Genomic DNA, 20949 nt, shown 5'->3' with positions numbered 1-20949 from the left:
AGGATAACCCTATGCAAAGCCAACTGTTGATTGACGGCCAACTGGTGAACGGCCAGGGCGCGACCCAGCCAGTATATAACCCGGCGACCGGCGAAGTGATTGCGCAGGTGGCGGAGGCCAGCCCGGAGCAGGTCGATCGCGCGGTGCTGGCGGCGGATGCCGCGTTCGCCGCCTGGGGGCAGACCACGCCGAAGGAGCGCGCCGAGCATCTGCTCAAGCTGGCGGATCTGATCGATGAGCATGCCGAGACCTTCGCCAGGCTGGAGTCGCTCAACTGCGGCAAGCCTTATCACTGCGTATTGAATGACGAACTGCCGGCGGTGGCCGACGTGTTTCGCTTCTTCGCCGGGGCCAGCCGCTGCCTGACCGGCATGGCGGCCGGCGAGTATCTGGCCGGGCACACTTCGATGATCCGCCGCGATCCGCTCGGCGTGGTGGCTTCGATCGCGCCGTGGAACTACCCGCTGATGATGGCGGCCTGGAAGCTGGCGCCGGCGTTGGCGGCGGGCAACTGCGTGGTGATCAAGCCTTCTGAGCAGACGCCGCTGACCACCTTCAAACTGGCCGAACTGGCCGCCGGGCTGTTCCCGCCGGGCGTGCTCAACGTGCTGTTCGGGCGCGGCGCCGGCGTGGGCGATCGGCTGACCGGGCATGACAAGGTGCGCATGGTGTCGCTGACCGGGTCGATCGCCACCGGCGAGCACATCATCGCCCACACCGCCGCCGGCATTAAGCGCACCCATATGGAGCTGGGCGGCAAGGCGCCGGTGCTGGTGTTCGACGATGCCGATCTGCAGCAGGTGGTCGACGGCATTCGCGGTTTCGGCTTCTACAACGCCGGGCAGGATTGCACCGCCGCGTGCCGCATCTACGCGCAGAAAAGCATTTATCCCGAGCTGGTCAAGCGGCTGGGCGAGGCGGTGGCCAGCCTGAAGATCGGCGCGCCGGACGACGAGACCACCGAGCTGGGGCCGTTGATTACCGCCCAGCATCTGGAGCGGGTGGCCGGTTTTGTCGAGCGAGCCAAAGCGTTGCCGCACGTACAGGTGGTGACCGGCGGCGAGAAGATGAAAGGGCCGGGCTACTACTTCCAGCCGACGCTGTTGGCCGGCGCGCGCCAGGACGATGAGATCGTGCAGCGCGAAGTGTTTGGCCCGGTGGTGACGGTGACGCCGTTCGACGACGAAGAGCAGGTGCTGGCCTGGGCGAACGAATCCAATTACGGGCTGGCGTCGTCCGTGTGGACCCGCGACGTGGGCCGCGCGCATCGCTTAAGCGCCCGCCTGCAATACGGCTGCACCTGGGTGAACACCCACTTCATGTTGGTGAGCGAAATGCCGCACGGCGGCCAGAAATTGTCCGGCTACGGCAAGGATATGTCGATGTACGGGCTGGAGGATTACACGGCCATTCGTCATGTAATGTTCAAACATTGATTTTACAGTAATTATCCGCACAATAGCGCGGCCTTTGAGCCGGCTCCGGCCGGCTGATGATAATAAAAATTGAAAGGAAGCCTATATGGGTATCACCAGACGCGATTTTCTCAACGGAGTGGCGATCACCATCGCCGCCGGGTTGACGCCGCTGCAAATCTTGCGCGCGTCGCCGCAAACCGCCAATCAAACCCTGTACTATCCGCCGGCGCTGACCGGGTTGCGGGGCAACCATCCGGGCTCGTTCGAGCATGCGCACCAGTTGGGGCGCGACGGCAAAACCTTTGATTTCGGCAGCGTACCCGCCGTTGAAGAGTTCGATCTGGTGGTGGTCGGCGCCGGCATCAGCGGGCTGGCGGCCGCCTGTTTCTGGCAGCAACTGAAAGGCGAGCGGCAGCGCATTCTTTTGATCGACAACCACGACGACTTCGGCGGCCACGCCAAGCGCAACGAGTTCAACAGCGACGACGGCATGCTGCTCGGCTACGGCGGCAGCGAATCGTTGCAGTCGCCGCGCTCCAACTTCAGCCCGGTGGCGATGGGGCTGCTGCGCAAGCTCGGCGTCGATATCGACCAACTGGAGCAGGCTTTCGACACCACCTTCTACCCGGATTTGAATTTGAGCCGCGGGGTTTACTTCGATCGCAAGAACTTCGGCGTCGACAAGGTGGTGAGCGGCGATCCGGGGCGCACGGTGGCGGACGACATTCCGCGCGATCGGCTCAACGGCCGTTCTTATGAAGCGTTCATCGGCGATTTCCCGCTGCCGGAAAGCGATCGCCAGGCGCTGATCGCGCTACACACGGTGGAGAAGGATTATCTGCCAGAGATGACGCTGGAGCAGAAGGTCGAGTGGCTCGATACCCACAGCTATACCCAGTTCCTGCGCGAGAAGGTGGGCCTGAGCGAACTGGCGATCCGCTATTTCCAGCAGACCACCAACGACTTCCAGGCGGTGGGTATTGACGGCACCTCGTGCAGCGATGCGCGCATCTGCGATCTGCCGGGCCTTGACGGCATGAATCTGCCGCCGCTGGACGAAGAGTCGCAGGCGGATCTCGACGATCCTTACGTGTTCCACTTCCCGGACGGCAACGCCACGCTGGCGCGCCTGATGGTGCGCCAACTGATCCCGGCGGTGGCGCCGGCCGGCAAGGACATGAACGATGTGGTGCTGGCCAAATTCGACTACAGCCAGCTCGATCGGCCGGAATCGCCGGTGAAGCTGCGTTTGAACAGCACCGGGCTGCACGCGGCCAACGTCGGCGACAAGGTGGAAGTCACCTACATGACCGGCGAGAAGATGACCAAAGTGCGCGCCGGGCAGGTGGTGATGGCCGGCTACAACATGATGATCCCGTATCTGGTGCCGGAGATGTCGCACGAGCAGCAGGAGGCGCTGAAGCAGAACGTCAAGGCGCCGCTGGTGTACAGCAAGGTGGTGATCCGCAACTGGCAGCCGTTCATCAAGCTGGGCGTGCACGAGGTCTATTCGCCGGCCGCGCCGTACAGCCGCGTGAAGCTGGACTATCCGGTGAGCATGGGCGGCTATCAGCACCCGCGCGATCCGGATCGGCCGATCGGCCTGCATATGGTGTATGTGCCGACGCTGCCGGGCAGCGGCCTCAGCACGCGCGAACAGTCGCGTAAAGGGCGCGCGCTGCTGCTGGGCACGCCGTTCGAAGTGCACGAACAGATGATCCGCGAACAGCTGCAGGGCATGCTGGGCGAGGCCGGTTTCGATCATCAGCGCGACATTCAGGCGATCACCGTCAACCGCTGGTCGCACGGTTACTCCTACTTCCTCAACGGGCTGTTTGACGACGAAGACGAAGCCAAGAAAATCATCGAAACGGCGCGGCAGCCGATCGGCAAGATCGCTATCGCCAACTCCGATGCCGACTGGAGCCCGTACGCCAACTCGGCGATCGATCAGGCGTGGCGCGCGGTTAACGAACTGGCCTACGGCAAGGTTGCCGCCAAGGAGGGAGCATGAGTCTGCGTTCGCTGTACCTGTTGAGCCTGCTGGCCGCCGGCGGCTCGGCCCAGGCGATGTCGGCCGGGGAATACGTCGCCAAAGCCGGTGACTGCACCGCCTGCCATACCGCACCGGGCGGCGCCGAATTGGCGGGCGGCATGAAATTCCCGACGCCGCTCGGGGCTATCTACGCCACCAATATCACGCCGGACAAGCTGCACGGCATCGGCGCCTATTCGTTCGAGGAGTTCGATCGCGCCATGCGCCAGGGGGTAGCCAAAGACGGCCACCGGCTCTACCCGGCGATGCCGTACACCTCCTACGCCAAAATGAGCGCGGAAGACATGCGCGCGCTGTATGACTATCTGATGAACGAGGTGCCGGCGCAGAACGTCGCCAACCGCGCCAGCGACATCAGCTGGCCGCTGTCGATGCGCTGGCCGCTGGCGGTGTGGAACCAGCTGTTCCACGACGACCAGCCGTATCAGGCCGATCCGCAGCAAAGTGCCGAGTGGAATCGCGGCGCCTACCTGGTGCAGGGCGCGGGCCACTGCGGCAGCTGCCATACGCCGCGCGGTTGGGCGATGCAGGAGAAGGGGCTGGACGGTAAGGAACCGGTGTTCCTGAGCGGCGCCGAGCTGGACGGCTGGTACGCTTCCAACCTGCGCGGCCTGCCGCCGGAAGAGGTGACGGCGCTGCTGAAAACCGGCCGCAGCCGCCATGCGGCGGTCGCCGGGCCGATGAGCGAGGTGGTGGCCCACAGCACGCAGTACCTCAGCGAGGGCGATCTGAACGCCATCGCGGTGTACCTGCGCAGTCTGGCGCCGGGCCCCGTCGCCGGGGCCGCCTCGAAGGCTGCGCAGGCGGATAACCCGAGCGGCAAGGCGACCTATGCGATGTACTGCTCGACCTGCCACGGCAATAAGGGAGAGGGCACCGACTTCACCATCCCGGCGCTGGCGGGCAACGCCACGGTAACGGCGGACAATCCGCTGACCGCGCTGCGGGTGGTGCTGGAAGGGGCGCATACCCCGATCACGCAGCAGGCGATGGCGCTCGGGATGCCGGCTTACGGCTGGGCGTTGAACGACCGGCAGGCGGCCGACCTGATGAGCTATCTGCGGGGAAGCTGGGGCAACCAGGCGGCGCCGGTAACGGTGCAGCAGGTGCAGGACGCGCGCCAACTGCAGGCGAAATGAAGAGGGAGCGCGGTCTGACGGCCGCGCTCCGCAAGCATTACAGCACCTTATGCGGGCCGAAGCATTCGTAGTGGATGCGTTCGGCCTCTACGCCCATCTCCAGCAGCTGTTTGCCCACGAACTGCATGAAGGCCACCGGGCCGCAGAAGTAATAGTGCATTTGCGGATCGGCCAGGCTGCCGCGCAGCGCGCTCAAATCCATCAATCCGCGGCTGTGGTAGTCGCGGCCTTCCACGTCATCGGCGCCCGGCTCGCGGTACCACACATGGCGGCTAAGATTCGGCATGCGCCCGGCAATATCCGCCACTTCCTCGGCAAAGGCATGCACGCTGCCGTTTTCCGCCGCGTGCAGCCAGTGGACCTGCGCCTGGTGTTGATTGTCGTGCAGGCTGTTGAGCATGCCGAGCATCGGGGTTTGGCCGACGCCGGCGGAGATCAGCGCCACCGGCGTGGTCGGCGCCACATCGAGGAAGAAGTCGCCGTGCGGCGGGGCGATGTCGATCACGTCGCCTTCCTGCGCCTGCTGGTGCAGGTAGTTGGACACTTTCCCCTGATCTTCGCGCTTCACCGCGATGCGGTAGAACTCGCCGTTTGGCGAGGTGGTCAGCGAGTACTGGCGAATTTCCTGATGCTCCAGGCTGTCGTGCTTGATGTAGACCGCCAGGTATTGCCCCGGTTTGAAGTCCGCCACCCGGCCGCCGTCCACCGGTGCCAGCACGAAGCTGCAGATCACGTCGCTCTGCGGCTGTTTCTTCAGGATGCGGAATGCGCGCAGATCGCGCCAGCCGCCGTTGTCGGTTTCGCTCTGCTGATAAATCTGCTCTTCACGCTGGATAAATACGTTGGCCAGCACGCCGTAGGCCTTGCCCCAGGCGTCCAGGACTTCCTGGCCCGGGCTGAACATTTCGTCCAGGGTCGCCAGCAGGTGACCGCCGACGATGTTGTACTGCTCCGGCTGGATATTGAAGCTGGTGTGCTTCTGCGCGATGCGCTCCACCGCCGGCAGCAGCGCCGCCAGGTTCTCGATGTTGGCGGCATAGGCGCAGATGGCGTCGAACAGCGCCTGACGCTGATCGCCGTTGCGCTGGTTGCTCATGTTGAAAATATCTTTCAATTCCGGGTTGTGCGCGAACATGCGATCGTAAAAGTGGGCGGTCAGCTTCGGCCCGGTCGCAGCCAGCAGGGGAATGGTGGATTTCACGGTGGCGATGGTTTGGCTATCCAGCATGGAAGCGCTCCTTGGGTTGGGATCTTGACGATAATTGTAATGATGTATTTTAAATGCATCTTATTGGGTTCCACGCCGCTTGTAAATACCCTTGTTTTCGTTGCGGTGTTCTTCGGGCGTCGATCGCGCTCACAGAACATGAAAAAAGCGCATCGTTCGCATGAGGAAATGTCCGTTGATAAACGGCGGCGTTTAGCGGATCAAAGCCTTGCGCTGCCTTATGCCAATCGTTTGCGTAAAAACCTCTGTCAAGACCTATCTTCGGTGGGGCGAAACGGTTTACACTGTGGCCCAGAACCCAAACGGGTAGTTATTTGGTGATTTTTTAGTTAGCTGATTTAAGTCAGGAGATGCCGGATGTTAAAGCGTGAAATGAACATTGCCGATTACGATGCGGAACTGTGGCGTGCCATGGAGCAGGAAGTGGTGCGTCAGGAAGAGCACATCGAGCTGATCGCGTCTGAGAACTACACCAGCCCGCGCGTGATGCAGGCTCAGGGTTCCCAGCTGACCAACAAATACGCTGAAGGCTATCCGGGCAAGCGTTACTACGGCGGCTGCGAATACGTGGATATCGTTGAGCAGCTGGCTATCGACCGCGCCAAAGAATTGTTCGGCGCCGATTACGCCAACGTGCAGCCGCACTCCGGCTCCCAGGCTAACTTCGCCGTTTACACCGCGCTGCTGCAGCCGGGTGACACCATTCTGGGCATGAACCTGGCGCACGGCGGCCACCTGACCCACGGTTCCCCGGTTAACCTGTCCGGCAAACTGTATAACGTGGTGCCTTACGGCATCGACGACAAAGGTCAAATCGACTATGACGATCTGGCCAAACAGGCGCAAACCCACAAGCCGAAAATGATCATCGGCGGCTTCTCCGCTTACTCTGGCGTGGTTGACTGGGCCAAAATGCGCGAAATCGCCGACAGCATCGGCGCTTATCTGTTCGTCGACATGGCGCACGTGGCCGGCCTGATCGCCGCCGGCGTGTACCCGAACCCGGTACCGCACGCGCACATCGTCACCACCACCACCCACAAAACCCTGGCGGGCCCGCGCGGCGGCCTGATCCTGGCGAAGGGCGGCGACGAAGAGCTGTACAAAAAGCTGAACTCCGCCGTGTTCCCTGGCGGCCAGGGCGGCCCGCTGATGCACGTGATCGCCGGCAAGGCGGTGGCGCTGAAAGAAGCGATGGAGCCTGAGTTCAAGGTTTACCAGCAGCAAGTGGCGGTCAACGCCAAGGCGATGGTGGACGTGTTCCTGCAGCGCGGCTACAAAGTGGTCTCCGGCGGCACCCATAACCACCTGTTCCTGCTGGATCTGGTCGACAAAAACCTGACCGGTAAAGAAGCGGACGCTGCCCTGGGCCGTGCCAACATCACCGTCAACAAAAACAGCGTGCCGAACGATCCGAAGAGCCCGTTCGTCACCTCCGGCGTGCGTATCGGCACCCCGGCCGTGACCCGCCGCGGCTTCAAAGAAGCCGACGTGCGCGAACTGGCCGGTTGGATCTGTGATGTGCTGGACAACATCAACGATGAAGCCACCATCGAACGCACCAAGAAGAAAGTGCTGGATATCTGCGCCCGCCTGCCGGTTTACGCATAATCCCGCTTTTGCCTGAAAAAACCCGCTGCGGCGGGTTTTTTTGTGGCCGCTCGCGGCAAACTGTGAGCTGTCTGGCACTCTAACGCATTGACGTGGAATGAAGATTGCGGGGCGGTGTGAGCTCTGTCAAAGTATTGCCCTCACTCCGGAGGGATCATGGTTCTGCAATCCACGCGTTGGCTCGCGCTCAGTTATTTCACCTACTTTTTTTCCTACGGCATTTTCTTACCGTTCTGGGGCGTGTGGCTGAAAGGCGAGGGCATCGCGCCCGAAACCATCGGCATATTGCTCGGCGCCGGTTTGGTGGCCCGCTTCCTCGGCAGTTTACTGATTGCTCCCCGCGTTAAAGATCCCTCTCATCTGGTTTCCGCGCTGCGCCTGCTGGCGCTGCTGACCCTGGCTTTCGCGGTTGGCTTCTGCTTCGGCAACGGCTGGGGCTGGCTGATGCTGGTGATAGCGGGGTTCAACCTGTTCTTCTCGCCGCTGGTGCCGCTGACCGACGCGCTGGCCGCCACCTGGCAAAAGCAGATCCGCATGGACTATGGCCGGGTGCGGCTGTGGGGCTCGCTGGCGTTCGTCATCGGCTCGGCGCTGACCGGGCAACTGGTGGCGGTGTGGGGCCATAACGCCATTCTCTACAGCCTGATCCTCAGCGTGCTGGCGATGCTGCTGGGCATGCTGCTGAAGCCGAGCGTGATGCCGCAGGGCGAAGCGCGCACGCACGGCGGGGCCGAGGGTTCGCTGTGGGCGCTGTTGAAAGAAGGGCCGGTCTGGCGCTTCCTGCTGTGCGTCACGCTGCTGCAGGGCGCGCACGCCGGCTACTACAGCTTCGGCTCCATTTACTGGCAGGAGGCGGGCTATTCGGCCTCGACCATCGGTTATCTGTGGTCGCTGGGCGTGGTGGCGGAAGTGATTATTTTCGCCAGCAGCAACGTGCTGTTCCGCCGCTGGAATGCGCGCAACCTGCTGCTGCTTTCCGCCTGTTGCGGCGTGTTGCGCTGGAGCCTGATGGCGTACAGCACCGAGCTGGGTTGGCTGCTGCTGATCCAGATCCTGCACTGCGGCACCTTCACCGTGTGCCATCTGGCGGCGATGCGCTTTATCGCCGCGCGCCAGGGGCAAGAGGTGATCCAACTGCAGGCGGTGTATTCGGCGCTGGCGATGGGCGGCGGTATCGCCGTCATGACGGTCATTGCCGGGTTCCTGTTCGAACATTGGCAGGGCGGGGTGTTCTGGGTGATGGCGGCGGTCGCGGTGCCGGCCTTGTTCATCCGGCCGCCGGCGGTCAGCGTCAGCCGGTGATTAAGGGGCTTCCAGCAGCGCGCGGATGGCCTGGCGCTGGCGGTTTTCCAGCGGCAGTTCGGTATAGATCAGCGGCGGGTGCGGAGCGCTGTGCACCGCCGCGTAGGGGGTGATCACCAGCGTGACGCCCTGCGGCGCTCCGCCGCACAGATAGTCGCTCAGCGGCAGATACTTGATGTTCAGCGGCAGCAGCGTGAGCTCGCGGATCTGATATTCCACTTCCTCTTCCAACTGCGGGTTATCCAGCGTCAGCAGCAGCACCTGTTTTTCCTGCAGCGCGTTGTCCTGCATCAGCCAGGCGCCGAAGCTGATGGCCACCAGGCCCGCCTCCTCGTTGGAAAAATGCACGCCGTACTCCTGCTCCAGCGGTTTCAACGCTTCCTGCGTGGTGCGCATCAGCCGCGGGTATTTGCGCACCACTTCTTCCAGCAGCATATTGTCGATGCCGATGGCGAAACGGCAGCGCTCCAGCGCCGGCGCCAGATGGGCGAACAGCTGGCTGACCAGCTCCGCCTTGCTGCTGAAAGCCATGCCGGACAGCTGCTGGAACCGCTCGACCATGCTGTCGATCGCCGTCATCAACCGCTGCTCATGCGCCGAGTCGTTGCTGTGGTAGCTGTGGCTTTTCAACAGGGTGAAGGTCAGCGCCAGGAAATCGCGCTCGTCCGCGTGCGGCGGCTGGTTAAACAGCCGGTTGCAGGTCTGATGCAGCCAGGCGGCGGCTTGCTGCTCCAGTTTTTGCCGCAGCCAGTCGCGCTGAACGGCGTCGAAACGCGGGTGTTGCTGCAGGCGGTTTTGCCAGGCGCAGTAGAGCAGATAATGCTGCAGGAATTGGCGGTCGCGCGCGTCAAAGTGACGATTGAGCAGCGGCTCGCAGGCGTCGAGCGCCTGGGCCAACAGCGATGTCAACTCGGCATCGGCCGCCAGCGCTTGCCGCAGGCGCGGGGCGAAATCGTCTTCGACGAACCGCGGGCTGCAGCGCAGGGTGCGCCTTAGCCAATGGAGCAGGCACAGGCGTTGGTTGAGCGCGCTGCCCCTCAATCGGTAGCCATGGTCGGGATCGACGGCGATCTCCAGATGGTGGAAACGCTGGATTTCACTGGCCACCTCGGCTATATCTTGCCGGGTTATCGGGGGGGCGACGCCATTGATTCGGCTGAGGGTCTCCAGCTGTAACTCGGGCTCCGGCGTGTACAGCATCAGCAGCAGATGGCAGCGCCGTTGTTGTCCGGAGAGCTCAGGCACGGGAGAGGTGTCCAGGCTCATATCACCTTCCGGCATAAAAGGTTGCGATTATGCCTAAGCATAGCAAAAGGCTTTGTGCCGGCAGGGTTAACGCGCGGCTTTTACTTCGGCTTACAACTTTCGTCACAAATATCGCCGGCAGAGGCGGGCCGTTCGACATTTATTTGTGTTACGTTATAACAAATATAGGTAAAGCAGGATAATGATGAAGTTACGTCGACTTTTGGCTGCCTTTGGCGCCTTGTTCAGCGCCGGTGCGATCGCGCATCCGCACAGCTTTATCGATATGAACACCACCTTCGTCGCCAAGGATCAGCGGTTGGTCGGCCTGAAAATGGTGTGGGTGATGGATGAAATCACCTCGGCGGATCTGCTCTACGATGCGAAAAACGCCAAGAGCGATTCGGAAGTGTGGAAAAAGCTGGCGGCGGAAGTGATGGCCAACGTGCTGGGGCAGCACTATTTCACCGACCTTTACCGCGACGGCAAGCCGGTGAAATACCTGAACTTGCCCAGCGAATATCACCTGTCGCGCCAGGGCAACCAGGCGGTACTGGAGTTCGTGCTGCCGTTGGCCGAGCCGCAGCCGCTGGCGGGCAAGCCGTTCGAGCTTTCTACTTACGATCCGACTTATTTCGTGGATATGACCTATAAAGACCAAAATGCGCTGCATTTGCCGCCGGAGATGGCGCAGCAGTGCAGCTACAAGCTGATGACGCCGAAGCCGAATGCGTCGCTGCAGGCCTATGCGCTGTCGCTCGACAAGAACGACTCGCCCGGTGAAGACCTGGCGCTGGGGCAGCAGTTCGCCCAGCGGGTGACGCTGCAATGTCGCTGAATCTCTCGCAACCGACGATAAACCGGCGCCACTGGGCTTTCGGCCTGTGGCCGCTGCTGCCGTTCACGCTGGCGCTGGCGGCCGCCGCGCTGCTGGCGTGGCACTATTGGCCGCAGCTGCTGATGCAGAGCGTGATATGGCAAAAAGCGCTGCACCAGCAGATGGCGGGGTTGTTGCAGCAGGTGAAGGCCGCGCCGCAGCAGGCAGGGTTGGCGCTGACGCTGTTCAGCCTCGGCTATGGCGTTTTGCATGCGCTCGGCCCCGGCCACGGCAAAGTGGTGATCGCCACCTATCTGGCCACTCACCCGGCGCGGCTGAAAAGCAGCCTGAAGCTGACCTTCGCCGCTTCGCTGGTGCAGGGCGGGGTGGCGATCGCGCTGGTTACGCTGATGCTGGTGGTATTGCAGCTCTCTTCGCGCCAGCTTCACCAAAGCAGCTTCTGGCTGGAGAAGGGCAGCTTTATTTTGGTGATGTTGCTTGGCGTGTTGCTGAGTTGGCGCGCGCTGAAACGTCTGTTTGCGGCGATCAAGGCGATGCGCCCGGCGCCGGCGCTGCGCATTAACAGCCTGACGCCGCTGGCGGCGGAGCATGTGCACAGCGCCGATTGCGGCTGCGGCCACCGGCATCTGCCGAGCGACAGCGAGCTGCAGGCGGGAAGCGATTGGCGCACCCAGACCGCCATCGTGCTGGCGATGGGCATGCGTCCCTGTTCGGGGGCGATTTTGGTGCTGCTGTTCTCTAAGGTGATCGGCGTGTTCGGCTGGGGAGTGATCTCCGCGCTGGCGATGGCGTTCGGCACGTCGTTGACCATCTCCATGCTGGCGCTGCTGGTGCATTACAGCCGACGGCTGGCGGTGCGCCTTAGCCGCTCGCGTGCGCCCGCCGCCTGGAGCGCGGTGGCCTGGGGATCGTTGGCGCTGGCCGGGGGCCTGATCCTGTTGGCCGCCGGGCTGTTGCTGTACGTCAGCGCGCAGCCGGAATTCGGCGGCGGCATCCGCCCCTTCTCCCGCTAACGGGCATAAAAAAAGCGCTGCATCGGCAGCGCTTTTTTCGATTCGCTTCTGGCGATTAACGCTTCAGCGCTTCGCTCAGTTCTTCGCGCATGGTGGCCAGCATGGCTTTCACGACGCGCGGGTTGCCTGCTACCACGTTGCCGGAGCTGAAGTGGTTATGGCCGCCGACGAAGTCGGTGACCAGGCCGCCGGATTCACGCACCAGCAGTTCGCCCGCGGCGAAGTCCCACGGCTTCAGGCCGATTTCGAAGAAACCGTCTACGCGGCCGGCGGCCACATAGGCCAGATCCAGCGCAGCGGAACCGGTGCGGCGGAAGTCCGCGCACTGGGTGAACAGCTTGCCGACGATGTTGATGTAAGGCGTGGCGTGCTGTTTGACTTTGAACGGGAAGCCGGTCGCCAGGATGGTGCCATCCAGATCTTTGGCGTTGGTGCCGCGCAGACGGTAACCGTTGAGCTGGGCGCCCTGACCGCGCGTGGCGGTGAACAGTTCGTTGCGCATCGGATCGTAAACCACGGCCACTTCAGTGCGGCCTTTGATGCGTACGGCGATGGAAACGGAGAAATGAGGGAAACGTTTGATGAAGTTTGCAGTGCCATCCAGTGGATCGATCACCCATTGCACATCGCGATCTTCGCCGATCAGCTCACCGCGTTCTTCGCTCACGATACTGTGTTGCGGATAAGACTTGCGGATGACGTCGATGATCAGATGCTCTGCATCGCGATCGACGTTGGTGACGAAGTCATTGGTCCCTTTCTGGCTCGCTTCTACAGCGTCCGGGGTTTCGTAGTTTTTGGCAATCAGGTTACCGGCCTTGCGCGCAGCGCGCACGGCGATAGTCAGCATCGGATGCATGGGTATCTTCCAACTAGGATGTTAAAGAACAGGAAACGGCGCGAAGTATAGCAGCTGTTCGGCAAATTGCCTACGGCTGTGTTAAGATGCTGCGATTTTCCGCCACGCTCAGAGTTTGTATGCTGCACAATATCCGCATTGTTCTGGTAGAGACTTCACATACCGGCAACATGGGCTCGACCGCCAGAGCCATGAAAACCATGGGGTTAACCAACCTTTATCTGGTTAATCCGCTGATCAAACCCGATTCTCAGGCCATCGCCCTGGCCGCCGGCGCCAGCGACGTGATCGGCAACGCCACCATCGTCGATACCCTCGATGACGCCATCGCCGGCTGTAGCCTGGTGGTGGGCACCAGCGCGCGCTCTCGCACCCTGCCGTGGCCGATGCTGGAGCCGCGCGAATGCGGCGTGCGCGCGGTGCACGAGGGCGAGCACGCGCCGGTGGCGCTGGTGTTCGGCCGTGAACGCGTCGGGCTGACCAACGATGAATTGCAGAAGTGCCACTACCACGTCGCCATTCCGGCCAACCCGGACTACAGCTCGCTGAACCTGGCGATGGCGGTGCAGATCCTGGCGTACGAAGTGCGCGTGGCTTACCTCGATCGCCAACAGGCGGGCGCGCCGCAGCTGGAAGAGACGCCGTATCCGCTGGTGGACGACCTTGAGCGTTTCTATCAGCACCTTGAGCAGACGTTGCAGCGTACCGGCTTCATTCGCCCGTCCCATCCGGGCCAGGTGATGAGCCGCCTGCGTCGGCTGTTCACCCGCGCACGCCCGGAAGGGCAGGAGCTGAATATCCTGCGCGGCATGCTGACCTCGATCGAGAAACAGGATAAACATCAAGGTAATTAATTGATGTGGCATAACGGTGGGCGACAATAGTATTAGTTATCCAAAGGTTATAACATGTATTTTATATACCTTTGTTCTTGCTAAGTTCAAAACGTGCTAATACTTGAGTCAATTACTAGGTTAAATAGTTGACTGTTTTACTCAGGAATGTCAGACTTTCGGCCATATTTGACCAACAGGTAACCATTGAGCTATGAGACTGACATCCAAAGGCCGTTATGCCGTAACCGCTATGCTCGACGTAGCGCTGCATTCCCAGGAAGGGCCGGTGCCACTGGCGGACATTTCCGAACGCCAGGGTATTTCGCTCTCTTATCTGGAACAATTATTCTCCCGTCTGCGCAAGAATGGCCTGGTGGCCAGCGTGCGCGGTCCGGGCGGTGGTTATCTGCTGGGTAAAGACGCGGGTGAGATCGCCGTTGGCGCTGTCATCACTGCCGTCGATGAATCGGTAGATGCAACCCGTTGCCAGGGCAAAGAAGGCTGTCAGGGCGGCGATCGCTGCTTGACCCACGCCCTGTGGCGCGATCTGAGCGAGCGCATCAGCGGGTTCCTGAACAACATTACGCTGGCTGAACTGGTCAACAACCAGGAAGTGCTGGTGGTGGCGGATCGTCAAAACAACGATACGCGCCGCACGGCCAACGGTCGTCCGCAAGAAACTATCAACGTTAATCTGCGCGCATAAGCAGCTGGCGAAATTATTTTAGTTTTTGGAAGTGATGTACGGAGCACAAGAGCAATGAAATTACCGATTTATCTGGATTACTCAGCAACGACGCCGGTTGACCCGCGCGTTGCTGAGAAGATGATGCAGTTTTTGACCCTGGACGGCACTTTCGGCAACCCGGCTTCCCGTTCCCACCGTTTCGGTTGGCAGGCGGAAGAGGCGGTAGACATCGCCCGTAACCAAATCGCCGAACTGGTGGGCGCCGATCCGCGCGAAATCGTCTTCACCTCCGGGGCGACCGAATCCGACAACCTGGCGATAAAAGGCGCTGCCAATTTCTACCAGAAAAAAGGCAAGCACATCATCACCAGCAAAACCGAACACAAAGCCGTGCTCGACACTTGCCGTCAGCTGGAGCGCGAAGGGTTTGAAGTCACCTACCTGGCGCCGCAGAGCAACGGCATCATCAGCCTGCAGGATCTCGAAGCGGCGATGCGCGATGACACCATCCTGGTCTCCATCATGCACGTCAACAACGAAATCGGCGTGGTGCAGGATATCGAAGCGATCGGCGAAATGTGCCGTGCGCGCGGTATCATCTACCACGTTGACGCCACCCAGAGCGTGGGCAAACTGCCTATCGATCTGAGCAAGCTGAAAGTCGACCTGATGTCGTTCTCCGGCCACAAAATCTATGGTCCGAAAGGCATCGGCGCGCTGTATGTGCGTCGCAAGCCGCGCATCCGCATCGAAGCGCAGGTGCACGGCGGCGGTCACGAGCGCGGCATGCGTTCCGGCACCCTGCCTGTCCACCAGATCGTCGGCATGGGCGAAGCTTATCGCATCGCCAAAGAAGAGATGACCGAAGAGATGGCGCGTCTGCGCACCCTGCGCGATCGTCTGTGGAACGGCGTGAAAGATATGGAAGAAGTGTATCTGAACGGCGATCTGGAGCACGGCGCACCGAACATCCTGAACGTCAGCTTCAACTATGTTGAAGGCGAGTCGCTGATCATGGCGCTGAAAGACCTGGCCGTTTCTTCCGGTTCAGCCTGTACCTCCGCCAGCCTCGAGCCGTCCTACGTGCTGCGCGCGCTGGGCATGAGCGATGAATTGGCGCACAGCTCGATCCGTTTCTCCCTGGGGCGTTTCACCACGGAAGAAGAGATCGACTACACCATTCAACTGGTGCGTAAATCCATCGGCCGTCTGCGCGATCTGTCCCCGCTGTGGGAGATGTTCAAGCAGGGCGTGGACATCAACAGCATCGAATGGGCGCATCATTAATTCTCAGGTTTCAGGAGCAAGGTTATGGCTTACAGCGAAAAAGTAATCGATCATTATGAAAACCCGCGCAACGTGGGTTCTTTCGACAACGAAGATCCTACCGTCGGCAGCGGCATGGTAGGGGCGCCGGCTTGCGGCGACGTGATGAAGCTGCAAATCAAGGTTAACGATGAAGGCATCATCGAAGACGCGCGCTTTAAAACTTACGGCTGCGGTTCCGCCATCGCCTCCAGCTCGCTGGTGACCGAATGGATGAAAGGCAAGTCGCTCGATCAGGCTGAAGCGATCAAAAACACCCAGATCGCCGAAGAGCTGGAATTGCCGCCGGTCAAAATTCACTGCTCGATCCTGGCTGAAGACGCCATCAAAGCAGCGATTGCCGACTATAAGAGCAAGCATAGCGCCAAGTAATTTGTCTGAGTCGGCCCGGCCGCGCCGGGCTTTGATGTGAAGTGTGAGGTTGTGATGTCTATTACCATGAGCGACAGCGCTGCGCAGCGTGTTCAGGCGTTTTTGACGAACCGCGGCAAGGGTCTCGGCCTGCGTCTGGGAGTGCGAACTTCCGGCTGCTCCGGGATGGCGTACGTGCTGGAATTTGTTGACGAAGCCAACGATGACGACATCGTATTTGAAGACAAAGGCATCAAGGTGATCATCGACGGCAAGAGCCTGGTCTACCTTGACGGCACCGAGCTTGATTTCGTTAAGGAAGGCCTGAACGAAGGCTTCAAGTTCAACAACCCGAACGTCTCAAGCGAGTGCGGCTGCGGCGAGAGTTTCAACGTCTGACAGTCCATCGTGCTCCCCCGTTTCGGCGGGGGAACTTCATCCGCTAACGCCCAGAGCACGCTATGGATTACTTTACTTTATTCGGGCTGCCAGTTCGCTACACCGTGGACGGCAGCCTGCTTGCGTCCCGCTTCCAGGATCTGCAGCGCCAATTCCACCCCGATCGTTTCGCCAACCAGCCGGAGCGCGAACGCCTGATGGCGTTGCAGCAGGCGGCGACCATCAACGAAGCCTACCAGGCGCTGAAGCACCCGTTAAAACGCGCGGAGTATATGCTATCGTTGCACGGCTTCGATCTGGGCAACGAACAGCATACGATGCGCGACACCGCGTTCCTGATGGAACAGCTGGAACTGCGCGAAGAGCTCGACGCCATTGAGCGCAAGCCGGAGGCGGAAAGCCTGCTGGCCGATTTCGGCGCGCGGCTGGCCGCCTCGGTCAAACAGCGCAGCGCGCTGATGCTGCAGCAGTTGGACAGTGAACAGTGGGCGGACGCCGCCGACACCGTGCGCAAGCTGCGCTTCTTGGACAAACTCCAGCAACAGGTTGAACAACTCGAAGAAAAACTGCTGGGTTTTGAGTAACACCTTCTGATTCTGATTGTGGAAGCTTCAACATGGCCTTATTACAAATTAGTGAGCCTGGCCTCAGCGCCGCGCCGCACCAGCGACGTCTGGCCGCCGGCATCGACTTGGGCACCACCAACTCGCTGGTCGCCACGGTGCGCAGCGGGCAAGCGGAAACGCTGGCCGACGAACAGGGTCGCCATTTGCTGCCTTCGGTAGTGCATTATCAGGCGGACGCGCAGCGCGTCGGCTGGGAGGCGCGCCAACAGGCGGCGCAGGATCCGGCCAATACCGTCAGCTCCATCAAACGCATGATGGGCCGCTCGTTGGCGGACGTGCAGCAACGTTACCCGAACCTGCCGTACCAATTCCAAGCCAGCGACAACGGCCTGCCGCTGATCGTCACCGCCGCCGGCGCGGTTAACCCGGTCGGCGTCTCCGCCGACATCCTGCGAGCCCTGTCCGCGCGCGCGCAAGCGGCGCTGGAAGGCGAGCTGGACGGCGTGGTGATCACCGTTCCCGCTTACTTCGACGACGCGCAGCGCCAGGGCACCAAAGACGCGGCGCGTCTGGCCGGCCTGCACGTTCTGCGTCTGTTGAACGAACCCACTGCGGCCGCGATCGCCTATGGGCTGGATTCCGGCCAGGAAGGGGTGATCGCGGTTTACGATCTGGGCGGCGGCACCTTTGATATCTCCATTCTGCGCCTCAGCCGCGGCGTGTTCGAAGTGCTGGCCACCGGCGGCGATTCCGCGCTGGGCGGCGACGACTTCGATCACCTGTTGGCCGACTGGCTGCGCGAGCAGGCCGGCGTGGTCGATCGCAGCGACCACGGCGTGCAGCGCCAACTGCTGGATGCCGCCATCGCCGCCAAAATCGCGTTGAGCGATGCCGACAGCGTGCGCGTTGAGGTCGCCGGTTGGCAGGGCGAGGTGACCCGCGCCCAGTTCGAAGCGCTGATCGCTCCGCTGGTGAAACGCACGCTGATGGCTTGCCGCCGCGCGCTGAAAGACGCCGGCGTCGCCGCCGACGAGGTGCTGGAAGCGGTGATGGTCGGCGGTTCCACCCGCGTGCCGCTGGTGCGTGAGCAGGTGGGGGCCTTCTTCGGCCGCACGCCGCTGACGTCGATCGATCCGGATAAAGTGGTCGCCATCGGCGCCGCGATCCAGGCCGACATCCTGGTGGGCAACAAGCCGGACAGCGACATGCTGCTGCTGGACGTGATCCCTCTGTCGCTGGGCCTGGAAACCATGGGCGGCCTGGTGGAGAAAGTGATCCCGCGCAACACCACCATTCCGGTGGCGCGCGCGCAGGAGTTCACCACCTTTAAAGATGGCCAGAGCGCGATGATGATCCACGTGCTGCAGGGCGAGCGCGAGCTGGTGCAGGATTGCCGTTCGCTGGCGCGCTTCACGCTGCGCGGCCTGCCGCCATTGCCTGCCGGGGGCGCGCACATTCGCGTCACCTTCCAGGTGGATGCCGATGGTCTGCTGAGCGTTACCGCGATGGAGAAATCCACCGGCGTGGAAGCCTCGATCCAGGTCAAGCCGTCGTACGGCCTGTCGGACAGCGAAATCGCCGGCATGATCAAGGATTCGATGGCCAACGCGCAAAGCGACGTGGGCGCGCGCAAGCTGGCGGAGCAACGCGTGGAAGCCGCGCGGGTGCTGGAAAGCCTGCAGGGCGCGCTGGCCACCGACGCCGCGCTGCTGAGCGAGGCGGAAAGCCAGGCGATCGCCGCCGCGACCCAGGCGTTGCAGCAGGCGGCGCAGGGTGAAGATCCCGCCGCTATCGAAGACGCCATCAAAACATTAGATGCACAAACGCAAGATTTTGCCGCGCGCCGCATGGACGCTTCCATTCGCCGCGCGCTGGCTGGCCATTCTGTGGATGAGGTTTAACCATGCCTAAAATTGTTTTCCTGCCCCATCAAGATCTGTGCCCGGAAGGGGCGGTTCTGGAAGCCGAAAAAGGGGAGTCGATCCTCAACGTTGCGCTGCGCAACGGCATTGAAATCGAGCATGCCTGCGAGAAATCCTGCGCCTGCACCACCTGCCACTGCATCGTGCGTGAAGGCTTCGATTCGCTGGAAGAGAGCAGCGAGCTGGAAGATGACATGCTGGACAAAGCGTGGGGGCTGGAGCCGGAAAGCCGTCTGAGCTGCCAGGCGCTGGTCGCCGACGAAGATCTGGTGGTCGAAATGCCGCGCTACACCGTCAACCACGCGCGTGAGCATTAATTGTTAGCCGCAGCGCCAACCCGGAGATCATAATGGGACTGAAGTGGACCGACAGCCGTGAAATCGGCGAAGCCCTGTACGACCAATACCCGGACACCGATCCGAAAACCGTGCGTTTTACCGACATGCATCAGTGGATCTGCGATCTCGAAGAGTTCGACGACGATCCGCAGGCTTCCAACGAAAAAATACTGGAAGCGATCCTGCTGGTCTGGTTAGATGAAGCGGAGTAAATAGCGTAACGGGCTGCCATGGGCGGCCCGTTTATTTTGTATCCGACATACCCGTCGTCTTTCAAACCGCAGCGTTGTTACCTGCACGATCACACCCCAGTCACTTACCTGAGTAAGCTCCTGGGGATGAGATCGCTGGGCGCCTAGCTGCAATTTGAAATCCATAGGGTATGCAATAAAGCCCTAATGAAATAATAAAGGGAACATCCGGAGTAAGAAGGCTATGACAACAGAATTCATGCAGGTCACGCTGTCGCAACAACCTGCCGACGCCCGCTGGGGCGAGAAAGCGCTGCTGAGCACCAACGGCGAAGGGATGACCATCCACCTGACCGGCGCCGACAAGCTGGGCGCGATCCAGCGCGCGGGCCGCAAAATTGACGGCCAGGGCATCAAAAACGTCAAGCTGGCCGGCGACGGTTGGGATTTGGAAAACAGCTGGGCGTTCTGGCAAGGCTATCGCGGGCCGAAAGGGCAGCGCAACGTCGAATGGGCCGAACTGCCGGAAGCCGCGCGTCAGGAGCTGGATAAGCGCCTGAAGATCGTCGACTGGGTGCGTGATACCATCAACATGCCGGCGGAAGAGCTGGGGCCGGAGCAATTGGCGACCCGCGCCGTCGATCTGATGTGCGACGTCGGCTGCGATGCCGTCAGCTACCGCATCACCAAGGGCGAAGATCTGCGCGAGCAGAACTATGCCGGCATCCACACCGTCGGCCGCGGCTCCGAGCGCCCGCCGGTGCTGCTGGCGCTGGACTTCAACCCGACCGGTAACCCGGACGCGCCGGTGTTCGCTTGCCTGGTCGGCAAGGGCATCACCTTCGATACCGGCGGTTATAGCCTGAAACAGAGCGCCTTTATGGATTCGATGAAGGCTGACATGGGCGGTGCGGCCACCATCACCGGCGCCCTGGCGCTGGCGGCGGCGCGCGGCCTGAAGCAGCGCGTGAAGCTGTACCTGTGCTGCGCCGACAACATGGTCAGCGGCAACGCCTTCAAACTGGGTGACATCATTCGCTACCGCAACGGCAAAACCGTTGAGGTGATGAACACCGATGCGGAAGGGCGCCTGGTGCTGGCCGACGGCCTGATCGACGCTTCTGAGCAGAATCCGCAACTGATTATCGACTGCGCCACCCTGACCGGCGCGGCCAAAACCGCGGTGGGCAACGACTACCACGCCCTGTTCAGCTTCGACGATGCGCTGGCGCAGGAGCTGCTGAGCAGCGCCGCCGCCGAGCAAGAGCCGTTCTGGCGTCTGCCGTTGGCCGAGTTCCACCGCAGCCAGCTGCCGTCCAACTTCGCCGAGCTGAACAACGTGGCCGGCCCGGCCTACACCGCCGGCGCCAGCACCGCGGCGGCCTTCCTGTCGCATTTCGTTAAGAACTACCAGCAAGGCTGGTTGCACATCGACTGTTCCGCCACCTACCGCAAAGGCGCGGTGGAGCAGTGGTCGGCCGGCGCGACCGGGCTGGGCGTGCGCACCCTGGCCAATCTCTTGCTGAGCAAAGCCAAATAATTGAACGCCCGCCGCGTCGGGCGCTAGAATGCGCATTATCTTCGGGGCCCAGCATGCTGGGCCTCGCTATTTGATCCCTGGAG

Annotated in this window: 20 protein-coding genes; 17 read left to right on the top strand and 3 right to left on the bottom strand. The window is 61.6% G+C overall.

The features are described 5' to 3' along the window. The first annotated feature begins 11 nt into the window (after positions 1-11). The 3 genes from patD to EDY99_RS15705 all read left to right on the top strand — a co-directional run bounded on the left by patD (position 12) and on the right by EDY99_RS15705 (position 4613). Complete coding sequence (gene patD, locus EDY99_RS15715; protein WP_123061912.1) at positions 12-1436, top strand: aminobutyraldehyde dehydrogenase; 1425 nt, start codon at positions 12-14, stop codon at positions 1434-1436. An 85-nt stretch (positions 1437-1521) separates the two neighbouring features. Then, positions 1522-3432, top strand: coding sequence for an FAD/NAD(P)-binding protein (locus tag EDY99_RS15710; RefSeq protein WP_069100606.1), 1911 nt, complete (start codon positions 1522-1524; stop codon positions 3430-3432). Further along, positions 3429-4613 carry a cytochrome c gene (locus EDY99_RS15705; RefSeq protein WP_123061911.1) on the top strand — a complete coding sequence of 395 codons (1185 nt, stop codon included), beginning with the start codon at positions 3429-3431 and terminating at the stop codon, positions 4611-4613. The genes EDY99_RS15710 and EDY99_RS15705 overlap by 4 nt, the downstream gene beginning before the upstream one ends. Positions 4614-4650: 37 nt before the next feature. Here the strand turns inward: EDY99_RS15705 and hmpA are convergent, their stop codons facing one another. Next, positions 4651-5841, bottom strand: a complete 1191-nt coding sequence (gene hmpA, locus EDY99_RS15700) for an NO-inducible flavohemoprotein (protein WP_123061910.1) — start codon at positions 5839-5841, stop codon at positions 4651-4653. A gap of 357 nt (positions 5842-6198) precedes the next feature. Between hmpA and glyA the strand changes: the two genes are divergently transcribed. Beyond that, on the top strand, positions 6199-7452 hold the full coding sequence (gene glyA / locus EDY99_RS15690) for a serine hydroxymethyltransferase (RefSeq protein ID WP_025303922.1): 1254 nt from the start codon (positions 6199-6201) through the stop codon (positions 7450-7452). A gap of 156 nt (positions 7453-7608) precedes the next feature. Then, positions 7609-8754, top strand: coding sequence for a 3-phenylpropionate MFS transporter (locus tag EDY99_RS15685; protein WP_033644100.1), 1146 nt, complete (start codon positions 7609-7611; stop codon positions 8752-8754). On the opposite strand, the gene csiE is transcribed toward EDY99_RS15685, so the two are convergent. Beyond that, complete coding sequence (gene csiE / locus EDY99_RS15680; RefSeq protein WP_046687658.1) at positions 8755-10020, bottom strand: stationary phase inducible protein CsiE; 1266 nt, start codon at positions 10018-10020, stop codon at positions 8755-8757. It lies immediately after the preceding gene. A gap of 181 nt (positions 10021-10201) precedes the next feature. Between csiE and EDY99_RS15675 the strand changes: the two genes are divergently transcribed. Both EDY99_RS15675 and EDY99_RS15670 read left to right on the top strand, forming a co-directional pair. After that, positions 10202-10837 (top strand): DUF1007 family protein, encoded by a 636-nt coding sequence (locus EDY99_RS15675; RefSeq protein WP_123061909.1) that lies wholly within the window; start codon positions 10202-10204, stop codon positions 10835-10837. Beyond that, positions 10828-11850 (top strand): nickel/cobalt transporter, encoded by a 1023-nt coding sequence (locus EDY99_RS15670; protein ID WP_123061908.1) that lies wholly within the window; start codon positions 10828-10830, stop codon positions 11848-11850. The genes EDY99_RS15675 and EDY99_RS15670 overlap by 10 nt, the downstream gene beginning before the upstream one ends. A gap of 55 nt (positions 11851-11905) precedes the next feature. Here EDY99_RS15670 and suhB read toward each other — a convergent pair whose 3' ends face one another. Continuing rightward, positions 11906-12709 carry an inositol-1-monophosphatase gene (suhB, locus tag EDY99_RS15665; protein WP_033644096.1) on the bottom strand — a complete coding sequence of 268 codons (804 nt, stop codon included), beginning with the start codon at positions 12707-12709 and terminating at the stop codon, positions 11906-11908. 119 nt (positions 12710-12828) lie between these two features. Here suhB and trmJ point away from each other — a divergent pair, with 119 nt between their 5' ends. From trmJ to pepB, 10 genes are all read left to right on the top strand, one after another. Then, the gene (trmJ, locus tag EDY99_RS15660) at positions 12829-13563 is read left to right on the top strand and encodes a tRNA (cytosine(32)/uridine(32)-2'-O)-methyltransferase TrmJ (protein WP_025303916.1); all 735 of its coding nucleotides are present in this window, start codon (positions 12829-12831) and stop codon (positions 13561-13563) included. A 193-nt stretch (positions 13564-13756) separates the two neighbouring features. Then, positions 13757-14251: a Fe-S cluster assembly transcriptional regulator IscR gene (gene iscR, locus EDY99_RS15655; RefSeq protein WP_004941404.1), complete on the top strand. Its 495-nt coding sequence runs from the start codon at positions 13757-13759 to the stop codon at positions 14249-14251. A gap of 54 nt (positions 14252-14305) precedes the next feature. Next, positions 14306-15520, top strand: coding sequence for a cysteine desulfurase (iscS, locus tag EDY99_RS15650; protein WP_015378780.1), 1215 nt, complete (start codon positions 14306-14308; stop codon positions 15518-15520). A gap of 24 nt (positions 15521-15544) precedes the next feature. Then, positions 15545-15931, top strand: coding sequence for a Fe-S cluster assembly scaffold IscU (iscU, locus tag EDY99_RS15645; RefSeq protein ID WP_004941408.1), 387 nt, complete (start codon positions 15545-15547; stop codon positions 15929-15931). 54 nt (positions 15932-15985) lie between these two features. Further along, complete coding sequence (gene iscA / locus EDY99_RS15640; protein WP_004941410.1) at positions 15986-16309, top strand: iron-sulfur cluster assembly protein IscA; 324 nt, start codon at positions 15986-15988, stop codon at positions 16307-16309. A gap of 62 nt (positions 16310-16371) precedes the next feature. Beyond that, positions 16372-16893 (top strand): co-chaperone HscB, encoded by a 522-nt coding sequence (hscB, locus tag EDY99_RS15635; protein ID WP_033644094.1) that lies wholly within the window; start codon positions 16372-16374, stop codon positions 16891-16893. A gap of 32 nt (positions 16894-16925) precedes the next feature. Continuing rightward, entirely contained in the window at positions 16926-18776 is a 1851-nt protein-coding gene (hscA, locus tag EDY99_RS15630) for a Fe-S protein assembly chaperone HscA (protein WP_123061907.1), read from the top strand. Positions 18777-18778: 2 nt separating this feature from the next. Then, positions 18779-19114 (top strand): ISC system 2Fe-2S type ferredoxin, encoded by a 336-nt coding sequence (gene fdx, locus EDY99_RS15625; protein WP_004941417.1) that lies wholly within the window; start codon positions 18779-18781, stop codon positions 19112-19114. A gap of 32 nt (positions 19115-19146) precedes the next feature. Further along, the gene (gene iscX, locus EDY99_RS15620) at positions 19147-19347 is read left to right on the top strand and encodes a Fe-S cluster assembly protein IscX (RefSeq protein WP_006327336.1); all 201 of its coding nucleotides are present in this window, start codon (positions 19147-19149) and stop codon (positions 19345-19347) included. A 223-nt stretch (positions 19348-19570) separates the two neighbouring features. Next, entirely contained in the window at positions 19571-20866 is a 1296-nt protein-coding gene (pepB, locus tag EDY99_RS15615; protein ID WP_033635597.1) for an aminopeptidase PepB, read from the top strand. Positions 20867-20949: the final 83 nt, after the last annotated feature.

The sequence above is a fragment of the Serratia sp. LS-1 genome (assembly GCF_003719595.1).
Lineage (GTDB): Bacteria > Pseudomonadota > Gammaproteobacteria > Enterobacterales > Enterobacteriaceae > Serratia > Serratia ureilytica.
Note: the sequence above shows the minus strand (reverse complement) of the source record. Positions and strands in the feature narration are given on the sequence as shown.

Excerpts from the sequence above, each read along its gene's own strand:
- pepB (WP_033635597.1), top strand. The coding sequence starts at position 19,571 with ATGACAACAGAATTCATGCAGGTCACGCTGTCGCAACAACCTGCCGAC.
- trmJ (WP_025303916.1), top strand. The coding sequence starts at position 12,829 with ATGCTGCACAATATCCGCATTGTTCTGGTAGAGACTTCACATACCGGC.
- hmpA (WP_123061910.1), bottom strand. The coding sequence starts at position 5,841 with ATGCTGGATAGCCAAACCATCGCCACCGTGAAATCCACCATTCCCCTG.
- iscS (WP_015378780.1), top strand. The coding sequence starts at position 14,306 with ATGAAATTACCGATTTATCTGGATTACTCAGCAACGACGCCGGTTGAC.
- patD (WP_123061912.1), top strand. The coding sequence starts at position 12 with ATGCAAAGCCAACTGTTGATTGACGGCCAACTGGTGAACGGCCAGGGC.
- EDY99_RS15685 (WP_033644100.1), top strand. The coding sequence starts at position 7,609 with ATGGTTCTGCAATCCACGCGTTGGCTCGCGCTCAGTTATTTCACCTAC.
- iscA (WP_004941410.1), top strand. The coding sequence starts at position 15,986 with ATGTCTATTACCATGAGCGACAGCGCTGCGCAGCGTGTTCAGGCGTTT.
- suhB (WP_033644096.1), bottom strand. The coding sequence starts at position 12,709 with ATGCATCCGATGCTGACTATCGCCGTGCGCGCTGCGCGCAAGGCCGGT.
- EDY99_RS15710 (WP_069100606.1), top strand. The coding sequence starts at position 1,522 with ATGGGTATCACCAGACGCGATTTTCTCAACGGAGTGGCGATCACCATC.
- EDY99_RS15670 (WP_123061908.1), top strand. The coding sequence starts at position 10,828 with ATGTCGCTGAATCTCTCGCAACCGACGATAAACCGGCGCCACTGGGCT.
- EDY99_RS15675 (WP_123061909.1), top strand. The coding sequence starts at position 10,202 with ATGATGAAGTTACGTCGACTTTTGGCTGCCTTTGGCGCCTTGTTCAGC.
- hscA (WP_123061907.1), top strand. The coding sequence starts at position 16,926 with ATGGCCTTATTACAAATTAGTGAGCCTGGCCTCAGCGCCGCGCCGCAC.
- iscX (WP_006327336.1), top strand. The coding sequence starts at position 19,147 with ATGGGACTGAAGTGGACCGACAGCCGTGAAATCGGCGAAGCCCTGTAC.
- glyA (WP_025303922.1), top strand. The coding sequence starts at position 6,199 with ATGTTAAAGCGTGAAATGAACATTGCCGATTACGATGCGGAACTGTGG.
- fdx (WP_004941417.1), top strand. The coding sequence starts at position 18,779 with ATGCCTAAAATTGTTTTCCTGCCCCATCAAGATCTGTGCCCGGAAGGG.
- hscB (WP_033644094.1), top strand. The coding sequence starts at position 16,372 with ATGGATTACTTTACTTTATTCGGGCTGCCAGTTCGCTACACCGTGGAC.
- csiE (WP_046687658.1), bottom strand. The coding sequence starts at position 10,020 with ATGAGCCTGGACACCTCTCCCGTGCCTGAGCTCTCCGGACAACAACGG.
- EDY99_RS15705 (WP_123061911.1), top strand. The coding sequence starts at position 3,429 with ATGAGTCTGCGTTCGCTGTACCTGTTGAGCCTGCTGGCCGCCGGCGGC.
- iscR (WP_004941404.1), top strand. The coding sequence starts at position 13,757 with ATGAGACTGACATCCAAAGGCCGTTATGCCGTAACCGCTATGCTCGAC.
- iscU (WP_004941408.1), top strand. The coding sequence starts at position 15,545 with ATGGCTTACAGCGAAAAAGTAATCGATCATTATGAAAACCCGCGCAAC.